This is a genomic window from Thermodesulfobacteriota bacterium (assembly GCA_036482575.1).
GTDB lineage: Bacteria > Desulfobacterota > GWC2-55-46 > GWC2-55-46 > JAUVFY01 > JAZGJJ01.
This window is the reverse complement of sequence record JAZGJJ010000155.1, coordinates 1-9,180: the sequence shown is the minus strand read 5'-3', so window position 1 is coordinate 9,180 and position 9,180 is coordinate 1. Positions and strand designations below refer to the sequence as shown.

Here is a 9,180-nt window from a genome sequence, read left to right as displayed (position 1 = left end):
GCCCTTTCATCCCGAGCGGCCTCATCCTGTCCCCCTCCTTCCAGGAGCGGACCCGGAGCGGTCTCCCTCCCTTCCCCGCCAGGGCGTCGTAGTCGAAGTACGCCGTCGTGCGGCTACCTGTGTAAGGACGCGGAGGGCGCTTAAGGAGGGTCGTCTCTATCAAGCAGCCCGCCTCCCTTATCTCCGTAGTGCCGGGGACGGCCAGTCTCTTTCCGAAAGGTTTCGGCTTCGGGGGCGGGCCCGAGGCCAGTATCACTTTTTCGTACTCCCTCCTCAGATGAAGGCGGCCGGGGAGGGATATGCAGGCGTTGGGCCTCTCTCCCTTAATGAGCCCGAAGAAGGCCTCTACGTGCTCGGCCGAAAGTGCCGTGTCGGTACTCCCACCGCCGGCCTCCGTCGTTGCCTTTATAAAGACCCTCGACGAAAGGGCCTTGTCGAGCGAGAGGAGTTTTTTCCTGTCCATAATCACCCCCCCCCTCCCCGTCCGCGCCACCCGGGAGGAGGCCCGGTCCGCCCGGGCGCTCAGGTACTGCTCGTCACGCTTTAGTATAAACGCTGTCCTTGCAAGCGCCTCCCGGATCTTCGGGTTGTAGCCCTCTTCGAGGAGCGGGATGAGTTCGAGCCTCAACCGGTTTCTGAGATACTTTTCCCTCCTGTTCGAGGAGTCCGTGACAAACTTTATCTTACGCTCCTTTGCGTAGCGCTCTATCTCCTCCCTCGGGGTATCTATAAGCGGCCTTATGAAGCTATCCCTCACCTCCCTCATGCCAGTAAGCCCCCTCAGGCCGCTCCCCTTTATAAATCTCATAAGCACGGTCTCGGCCTGGTCGTCGCGGTTATGGCCGACGGCAATCCTGCGGGCCCCGTGCTTCCCGGCGGCCTCTTCGAGAAAGGCGAGCCGCCGGGTCCTGGCCCACTCCTGAAGGGACTCGCCCCCCCCCTTTTTTCCCCGCTTCCTTACCTCACCGAGCGGGATCTTTTTCCCTTCGAATTTGAGCCCCAACCTTGCGGAAAGCTCTTTTACGAACCTGAAATCCCTCTCGGACTCCCTGCCACGGAGGTTGTGGTTCAAATGGCAGACGACGAGTTCGAGGCAAAGCTCTTCCTTGAGCGAGGCGAGGACGTCGAGGAGGACGGTCGAGTCCACCCCTCCGGAGACGGCCACGCAGACCGTATCGCCGCGCTTGAGCATCTTAAAGTTCTTTATCGTATCTCTTATCCTGTCTACCATCTCTCCCACAGCTCAAAAACAGAAAAGACCCCTTGGTTATCCGAAAAGGTCTGTTCTTCAAAAAAAAAAACGGCTGACGGAAAATACTCCGGAGGCATAAAGGATTATAGATTATTCGTCCGTAATCTTACAAGGAAAAGATGCACCGTGACGGTCGAGATAGCAATGACGTATTAGACCGCATACACGCTAACCGTGCGGCAGCACCGTGACGGTGTTTCAAATTCATGACAACCGCTCTTCGTACGAAATAGCAATGACGTATTAGACCGCATACACGCTAACCGTGCGGCAGCACCGTGACCGCCCCGCCTCGTTACGGGGCCGGTTCTCCGAGCACCCTTCCGAGGGCCCTCTTTGCCGCGGGAAAGTCCGGCCTTATCTGGAGCGCCTCCCTGAACTCCCCGGCGGCCTCGTCCCGCAGTCCCATCCTTGCATATATGGCGCCGAGGGTATAGCGGTAGGACTCATTGCCGGGGTAGAGCCTTACGGCGGTCCGCAGCTCTTCGGCAGCCTCGGGAAGCCGCCCCTGCCCGGCGTAGGCAAGGCCGAGGTTAAAACGGGCCTGGTGGTAGTCCGGCCGAAGCCCGATAACCACCCGGTACTTCTCCATGGCCCTCTTCACCAGCCCCCGGCTCTGGTATATTATAGCGAGGTTGTTGTGGGCGTCCACGAGATCCGCCCGAAGCCCGATCGCCCTCTCGTAGGCCGCCTCGGCCTCACCCGTCCAGCCCACCTCCTGGTAGACAAGGCCGAGGTTATAGTGTACGTCGGCGTGGTAAGGGTCGATTGACAGGGCCTTCTTGTACTCCTCTATGGCCTCGACCGGCCTCTTGAGCCCGGCGTATGCAAGGCCGAGGTTGTTGTAAACCTCCACGTTGCCGGACTTAAGCCTTATCGACTCCCTGTATTCCCCTATGGCCTCCTCGGTTCGTCCCTGCTCGGCATAGGCAAGGCCGAGGTTGTTGTGCGCGTACGCGTTCTTCTCCGGTTTGAGCCTCAAGGCCTCCAGGTACTCCTTTACGGCCCTCTCCGTCCAGCCCCGGCCGGCATAGGCAAGGCCGAGGTTATTGTGTCCTCTCGCCTTCATCGGGCTCTTTCTGACGACGTCCGACCAGAAGCTCACATTGTCCGCCCAGACGAGGTTCCTCTTGTAGGCGGCCGCGCCCAGGGGCACGGCAGTAAGCAGGAGCAGAACGCAGGCCGCGGCGGCAAGATTTTTTAGTTTTGTTCGTTCAAAGAGGTAGAACACTCCGGCTGAGAACGCTACCGCCGCACCCGCGCTCGGCAGGTACATCCTGTACTCTACAAGGGGATCCCAGAGGGTTCCCATGAAGGACTCCACCGAAAGGGCTATGAAAAACCACAGGATGCCGAAGGAAGTAAGAAGGCCGTGTGCGTGATGCGTGATGCGTGAACGTAAAAACAGATAAACGGCAAAACCAAAAAGAGAAAGAAGGAATAAGAACGATAAAAACACCTCCGGCTCGAATATGGAGTGAAATAACGGGTAGTCGTAATCCGCGTTCTGGTTTACGGGAAGGATAAGTATCCTGAGGTAGGTCACTATGACCCTGAACTGGGTGATGGTGTAATCATATCGCGATACGGTGTCGAGCTGGCCTGCGAGAGCGCGCCTCGTCGCCTCGGTAATATGGCCCGGCCCTTCACCCGGACCGCCCAGCCACGACCCGATAATGTCCATGGGAACTATGAGGAGTGTCAACAGGAACGGCGCGAGGTACGGAAGCCGCGCGCTCCGGCCCCGTTCGTTAAAGGGTGTACCGAAGAACGTAAACTCATACAGGACTATGATGAAAGGAAGGGTAAAGCTTATCTCCTTTGTCTTCATCGCGAGGACGGCCGAGAAGAGCGAAAAAATGTAGAAGACGCTCCGCCCCCCTGCGCCTGAAGACAGCCGCCACTTGATGAACATGGCAAGGGATAGGAGGTAGAAGAGGGTCGCGAGCGAGGCGAACCTCTGGCTTACGTAGGTGACGGCCTGGGTCTGGACGGGGTGGGTGACGAATATCATGGCTGCTGCGAGGGCGAAGAGTTGCTTCGTGCGGTCGTCGGAGAAGGTCTTTTTTATACAGGGCGTCCCGCATGTGAGGATAACGAGCCACCATACTAAAAGACCGTTTATCGAGTGTATCGCGATATTTACCGCGTGGTACCCGAAGGTGTCGAGACCGCCGAAGCGGTAGTTCAGGGCGAAGGAGAGGGCGGCCACATACCTCGTGCCCGAGAGGTCGAAGAAGTTCCCGAGCTCCCGGATGGTGGGGTTATCTACTATGAAAAAATCGTCGTCGAAGACGAAAGGGGCGTGGAGGACGTTGGAGTAGATAAGCGCCGAGGTTACGACTATAAGAGGAATGGCCGCGTAAGAACGCGCAAACGACAGGCCTTTGCTTCCCATACCGGAAAAATATCACGCTATCATTAACAAGTAAAGGGGCTTCAACGAGCCCCGGCGTGACGGGAGCCCCTCACCCCTTGACCTTACAAGGAAAAACGAACTATCCCCGCCCTTTCTTGGTTTGCTATGGACATAATAAATCACCCGTGGTAGAAAATAGAAATAAGAAGCTACCCGTAGCCGGAGGAAAAGTTGAACAACAGAAGCTTCACCATATTCATACCCCTGCTTGCGGCGGTGGTCGTCACCTTCAACATGTCCGCAAAGGAGTTCCCGGAGGAAAATAACACCCGGGGCATATTCGACTCCATGAACAGGTCCGCCCGGTGGCCCGGCCGTTTCGCTCCCGACTTCGAGCTGGAGCTCCTCGGCGGCGAGAGGTTCCGCCTCTCTGAGAATATCGGGAAGAAGGTGATAATCCTGAACTTCTTTGCCACCTGGTGCGGCCCCTGCAAGGACGAGATGCCGGAGCTCAACGCTTTTTACGAAAAACACAGTGGGGAGCCCTTCGTGATCATAGGTATCGACGGAGGTGAGAATGAGGATACGGTAAGGGAGTTCCTGGAGGAGTATCCGGTGGACTTCCCGGTAGGCATCGACGTGGACAGGTCTATACGTAAGGCCTACGCCATTCCCGGATACCCCACAACCGTGCTCATAGGGGCCGACGGTAAGGTCCACCTCTACGAGGTGGGGGAGATAACGAACGCCGACGTTGCCTTCCACTCCCACTACGGTCCGGGCATCGAGGCCATAAAGTCCGGAGAAGGGATAGGGAGGGAGGCCTACCTCGAAGGGCTTGGGGGCGAGACACCCTTGCCCATCGAAGAAGAAGAAAAAAAAGAGGATAAGAAGGAGGAATACCTGTTCTCCGGGAGGAAGAAGGCTATAGTCGAGAAGATGTACTGCTCCTGCGGGTGCTCGGACCACGTGTCCGACTGCAAGTGCAAAATGGCAACCGACATAAAGGACACCCTTAAAGATATGGACATCTCGGGCCGCACGGACAAGGAAGTAATCACCGGGCTTAACGAGAAGTTCTGCGTAAAGGACGGGTAGAATGGAGATAGTCAAGGCCGATAGCGTCTCGGTGAAGTTCAGGAGGGGGCTCTTCAAAAAGAAACTGCACGCCCTCGACGATTTTTCTCTCTCCGTAGAGGAGGGAGACGTCTTTGCGCTCCTGGGGCCGAACGGGGCGGGGAAGTCTACCGCCATGTACTCCTTCCTCGGCCTTATCCGGCCGGACGAGGGAAGAATCTCCGTCCTTGGCAGGGAGCCGGTCCCGGGCTCGGAGCTCTTCCGTGAAGTGGCCTACCTGCCGGAAGAGCCCCACTACCACCTCTACCTTACGGTCGAGGTGGCGGTCACCTACTACGCGTCCCTCTACGGAACGCCCGTTAAGAAGCGGGCCGTGGACGAGGCCATTGAAAAGGTCGGGCTGACCGAGTTCAGGGACCTGCGCCTGAGCAAGTGCTCCAAGGGGATGAAGCAGAAGATGGGGATAGCCCAGTGCCTCATGAACACGCCGAGGCTGGTATTCCTCGACGAGCCCACAAGGGGTCTGGACCCGGTCGCGGTAAAGGAACTCCGGGACATGCTGCTGGAGATGAACAGACGCGGGGCCACCATAATAATGAACTCGCACGTCCTCTCGGAGATAGAGATGGTGTGCAACCGTGTCGCGATAATCAATAAAGGCAGGGTGGCGGCCCAGGACGAACTGCACCGGTTCGTGGGCTTCGACCTCGAGACATACGCCGTGGAGTTCGACCACGGCGACGACATACCCGGTTACGTAACCGTCACGGTGAAGACCCCCACCACTATCAGGGGGGAGATCCCAAAGGAACGGCTCATGGAGTTCGTCAGCTTCGCGGACGGCGCCGGCCTCAGGGTATACGGGTGTACGCTCAAGAAAACCACGCTCGAGGACGCGTTCTTCGACGTACTGAAAGGCGGGGAGACGGATGCTCCACCAACTCTGGACTAACATAAAGATAAACCTGAAGTTCTACAGGAGGAACAGGCTGCTGCTGGGCACCGCCGTCTTCATATCGTTCGTGATGGGACTTTCCGCGCTCCCCTCTCTCTTCACGCTGTCGGCAGCCAAGCACATGAAAATCATCCAGGGGGTTTTCTCGCAGCTCAGCTGGTTTACCTTCATCATCACGGCGGGCCTCGCCATCATGCTGATATCGTACCACACGAGAGACCGCTCGGTGAAGATGGTGTTCACGAAGCCGTGCCCGCCCGAGGCATGGATACTTTCGAGCTTCCTCTCGGCCTCCCTGGTCTCGCTCCTCCTGTACGCAGGCACGCTGGCGATATGCTCCGCGCTCTTCGTCGCGTGGGACGTCCCCTTCCAATGGGGCATCCTGTACATGACGGTAAACGATTTTATGAGCACCATAATACTCATAAGCTACATGACCTTCCTCGCCGTGCTCATGCACCCGCTGCTGGCGCTCCTCTTCGCCGTTATCTTCCAGGGGGGCACCTTCTTCTACATAAAGTTGCTCCTGATGGGCAAGGCGGCCAACGACGGCGGCCTCTCAGTGCCCCTGACGCTCTTGAAGGGCCTGGTGGACGGAATCTACCTGCTCCTCCCTTCGTTCAGCCCATTTTCCGGAAAAACAAGCAAGCTCTACCGGAGCCTGAGGCTCGACGACGCTAACTGGGAATATCTACTGCTGACCTTCGGCTATACGGTATTCGTGTCGGCGCTTATGTACGTCCTCTCCGTATACTTCTTCAAAAAGAAACGACTTATCTGATATCGCCTTCGCGCAGGCAAAGCCCGACTTATAGTGGAAGAGGACGCCGTCCTTGACTTCGCCCCCCCGGCTGTTAGAATTTGAGTATGGGGTACGAATATCTGGAGCACGCCGCGGACGTGGGCGTCCGGGCCGAGGGGCGGACCATGGAGGAGGCGTTCGAGAGCGGGGCCGAAGCCGCGCTGAACGTGATGTTCGACCTCTCCTCCATAGACGAGACCGTAACCGTAAGCTTCGCCGCGGACGCCCCGGAGCCGGCGCTCCTCTTCGTCGAGACCATTAACGAGGTACTCTCCATCCAGGACCGCCACGGGCTCGCGCTAAAGAGGCTCGTCTCCGGGGAAATAAGAAAAACCGACGACGGCTACAGGTTCGTCGGCACGGCCAGAGGAGAGCCGCTTGATCTGAACAAACACGCCGTAAAGACGGAGGTCAAGGCGGCTACATATTCGGGGCTTAGTTACACCGAGAGCCCGGATAAAGAGATGCGACACGCCTTCGAGTGCGTGCTCGACGTCTAAGCGCGGGGTAGAGGGATGGCGATAGAGGTAAAAAAACTTACAGACTACACCTGGGAGATCCCTATGACGGGCGAGATGCTCGTCCCGGGCAGGATATACGCCGACGAGGAGATAATCTCCGGCCTCCTCGGAGACTACGAGAAAAAAAAGCACGGGGGCTTTACGCCCGCGCTCCAACAGGTATCTAACGTAGCCACGCTTCCCGGAGTGGAAAAGGCCTCGCTCGCCATGGCAGATATCCACCCGGGCTACGGCTTTGCCATCGGAGGCGTGGGGGCGTTCGACATGACGAAGGGGGTCATAAGCGTTGCCGGGGTGGGCTTCGACATAAACTGCGGCGTACGCGTCCTCCGGACCCCGCTTACAAGAGAGGACGTCGAGCCCCGGAAGGAAGCACTCGCGAACCAGCTCTTCCGGGACGTGCCCTCCGGGGTCGGCTCCACGGGCGACATAAGACTCAGTGAATATGAGATAGACGAACTCTTAAAACGGGGCTCGGCCTTTGTAATCGAAAGAGGCTACGGGTTGTCCGGTGATCTCGAATACACCGAGGAGCGTGGGGCCGTGGCGGACGCCCGGCCCGAGAACGTAAGCCGCAGGGCCAAGGAGAGGCAGTTCAGGCAGGTGGGCACCCTCGGCTCGGGCAACCATTACCTCGAACTACAGTGGGTCGAAGAGATATACGACGCGGAGGCCGCCGCTGTATTCGGCCTGCACAAGAACCAGGTACTCATAGCCATCCACTGCGGGAGCCGCGCGCTGGGGCACCAGATAGGGACCGATTACCTGAAGACACTCGAAGCGGCGAGCAGGCGCTACGGTATACCGATAAGGGATCGGGAACTGGTCTGCGCCCCCATAGAGAGCGAGGAGGGAGTGCGCTACCTGACCGCCGTTAACTGCGGCATAAACTGCGCCTTCGCCAACCGGCAGGTCATAGGGCATCTGGCCAGAGGTGCCGTCTCGCGCGTTATGGAGATAAACCCCGAGGAGATAGAGCTCCTCTACGACGTGGCCCACAATACGTGCAAGGTGGAAACACACACGGTCGACGGGAAAGAAAAAAACCTCCTCGTGCACCGTAAGGGCGCGACGAGGGCCTTCGGACCGGGCAGGCCGGAGGTGCCGGAGGCGTACAGAGAGGTCGGCCAGCCGCTTCTCGTGGGAGGCAGCATGGGGACCGCGTCCTATATCTTAATGGGCACCGAGAAAGGGATGCGTGATTGCTTCGGGAGCGCGGTGCACGGCGCCGGAAGGGCGCTCTCCAGGATGCAGGCCAAAAAGAGATGGCGCGGCTCGGAGATAATAAAGGAGCTCGAGGAGAAGGGCATAATCATACGGTCAAGGGGCAAGTCCGGCGTGGCCGAGGAGGCCCCGCTCGCCTATAAGGACGTGGACAGGGTCGTGGACATAATGGACAGGGCGGGGGTCAATAAGAAGGTGGCCAGGGTAAGGCCGCTTGTGTGCATAAAGGGTTAGGCCGGGATAAAAAAGGACCATGGAGCGGGAGGTCGTTAAAAATCCTCCTGCAGATAGCGGGTGTCGTCCTTCTTCTTGCGGAGCTTGAGCGGGCTCTCGCAGGACGGGCAGAATATGTCCTCCCCTATATCCTCATCCCCGGACATGGGTATCTCGGAGTCACAGAGGGGACAGTCTAGGTAACCGGAGTCTTCTTTTTCCTTCATGGTTTATTCGCCCCCTCCCCCCGCACGACAATCCGGGTATAAAGGTTTAAAAAAAGTTGCGACTTCCCTGATTATCCTCCCCAAAGGGCCCTTTGTCAAGAGCTTTACACCGTATACACGCTAACCGTGCGGCTACACCATGATGGTGTTTTAATTCCCGGACCACCCACAGGGGTGTCCGGGATGAAAGTTGTAATGGGACCGCATACGCGCTAACCGTGCGGCAGCACCTTTATGAGCGACTTGCCCTTCATCTCCTCCGGCGTCTCAAGCCCCATTACCTCGAGCACGGTCGGCGCCACGTCGGAGAGTCCCCCGCCTTCCACGAGCTCGACCCCCTTCCTCTCGTCGTCCACGAGTATCAGGGGCACGAGGTTGGTCGTATGCGCCGTATGGGGCTGGTCGGCCTCGTAGTCGGACATCTGCTCGGCGTTACCGTGGTCCGAGGTTATAAGGACGGCAGAGCCCATGGAAAGCGCGGCCTCGACCACCCTTCCCACGGCCTCGTCCACGGCCTCGCAGCCCTTTATGGCGGCCTCCAGGTCGCCTG

Annotated in this window: 9 protein-coding genes; 5 read left to right on the top strand and 4 right to left on the bottom strand. The window is 58.3% G+C overall.

What is annotated here, in order from left to right; translation table 11 throughout:
• Positions 1-1,231 (bottom strand): tRNA lysidine(34) synthetase TilS (gene tilS, locus V3W31_06915; GenBank protein MEE9614669.1); only part of this gene is annotated, 1,231 nt, incomplete at its 3' end.
• A gap of 316 nt (positions 1,232-1,547) precedes the next feature.
• Complete coding sequence (locus V3W31_06910) at positions 1,548-3,650, bottom strand: tetratricopeptide repeat protein (GenBank protein MEE9614668.1); 2,103 nt, start codon at positions 3,648-3,650, stop codon at positions 1,548-1,550.
• Between the two features lie 192 nt (positions 3,651-3,842).
• Here V3W31_06910 and V3W31_06905 point away from each other — a divergent pair, with 192 nt between their 5' ends.
• The 5 genes from V3W31_06905 (at position 3,843) to V3W31_06885 (ending at position 8,424) form a co-directional block, all read left to right on the top strand.
• Positions 3,843-4,709 (top strand): redoxin domain-containing protein, encoded by an 867-nt coding sequence (locus tag V3W31_06905; GenBank protein MEE9614667.1) that lies wholly within the window; start codon positions 3,843-3,845, stop codon positions 4,707-4,709.
• 1 nt (position 4,710) lies between these two features.
• Positions 4,711-5,640, top strand: a complete 930-nt coding sequence (locus V3W31_06900) for an ABC transporter ATP-binding protein (GenBank protein MEE9614666.1) — start codon at positions 4,711-4,713, stop codon at positions 5,638-5,640.
• Positions 5,618-6,424: a hypothetical protein gene (locus V3W31_06895; protein ID MEE9614665.1), complete on the top strand. Its 807-nt coding sequence runs from the start codon at positions 5,618-5,620 to the stop codon at positions 6,422-6,424. Before V3W31_06900 ends, V3W31_06895 begins: the two co-directional genes overlap by 23 nt.
• Positions 6,425-6,510: 86 nt before the next feature.
• Positions 6,511-6,945: an archease gene (locus tag V3W31_06890; GenBank protein MEE9614664.1), complete on the top strand. Its 435-nt coding sequence runs from the start codon at positions 6,511-6,513 to the stop codon at positions 6,943-6,945.
• A gap of 15 nt (positions 6,946-6,960) precedes the next feature.
• The gene (locus V3W31_06885) at positions 6,961-8,424 is read left to right on the top strand and encodes an RtcB family protein (protein MEE9614663.1); all 1,464 of its coding nucleotides are present in this window, start codon (positions 6,961-6,963) and stop codon (positions 8,422-8,424) included.
• A 35-nt stretch (positions 8,425-8,459) separates the two neighbouring features.
• Here V3W31_06885 and V3W31_06880 read toward each other — a convergent pair whose 3' ends face one another.
• Entirely contained in the window at positions 8,460-8,630 is a 171-nt protein-coding gene (locus V3W31_06880) for a hypothetical protein (protein MEE9614662.1), read from the bottom strand.
• 212 nt (positions 8,631-8,842) lie between these two features.
• The coding region (locus tag V3W31_06875; GenBank protein ID MEE9614661.1) for a 2,3-bisphosphoglycerate-independent phosphoglycerate mutase at positions 8,843-9,180 on the bottom strand (338 nt) is incomplete at its 5' end.

Coding starts and splice junctions, on each gene's coding strand:
- V3W31_06885 (MEE9614663.1), top strand. CDS start 6,961: ATGGCGATAGAGGTAAAAAAACTTACAGACTACACCTGGGAGATCCCT.
- V3W31_06900 (MEE9614666.1), top strand. CDS start 4,711: ATGGAGATAGTCAAGGCCGATAGCGTCTCGGTGAAGTTCAGGAGGGGG.
- V3W31_06910 (MEE9614668.1), bottom strand. CDS start 3,650: ATGGGAAGCAAAGGCCTGTCGTTTGCGCGTTCTTACGCGGCCATTCCT.
- V3W31_06895 (MEE9614665.1), top strand. CDS start 5,618: ATGCTCCACCAACTCTGGACTAACATAAAGATAAACCTGAAGTTCTAC.
- V3W31_06890 (MEE9614664.1), top strand. CDS start 6,511: ATGGGGTACGAATATCTGGAGCACGCCGCGGACGTGGGCGTCCGGGCC.
- V3W31_06880 (MEE9614662.1), bottom strand. CDS start 8,630: ATGAAGGAAAAAGAAGACTCCGGTTACCTAGACTGTCCCCTCTGTGAC.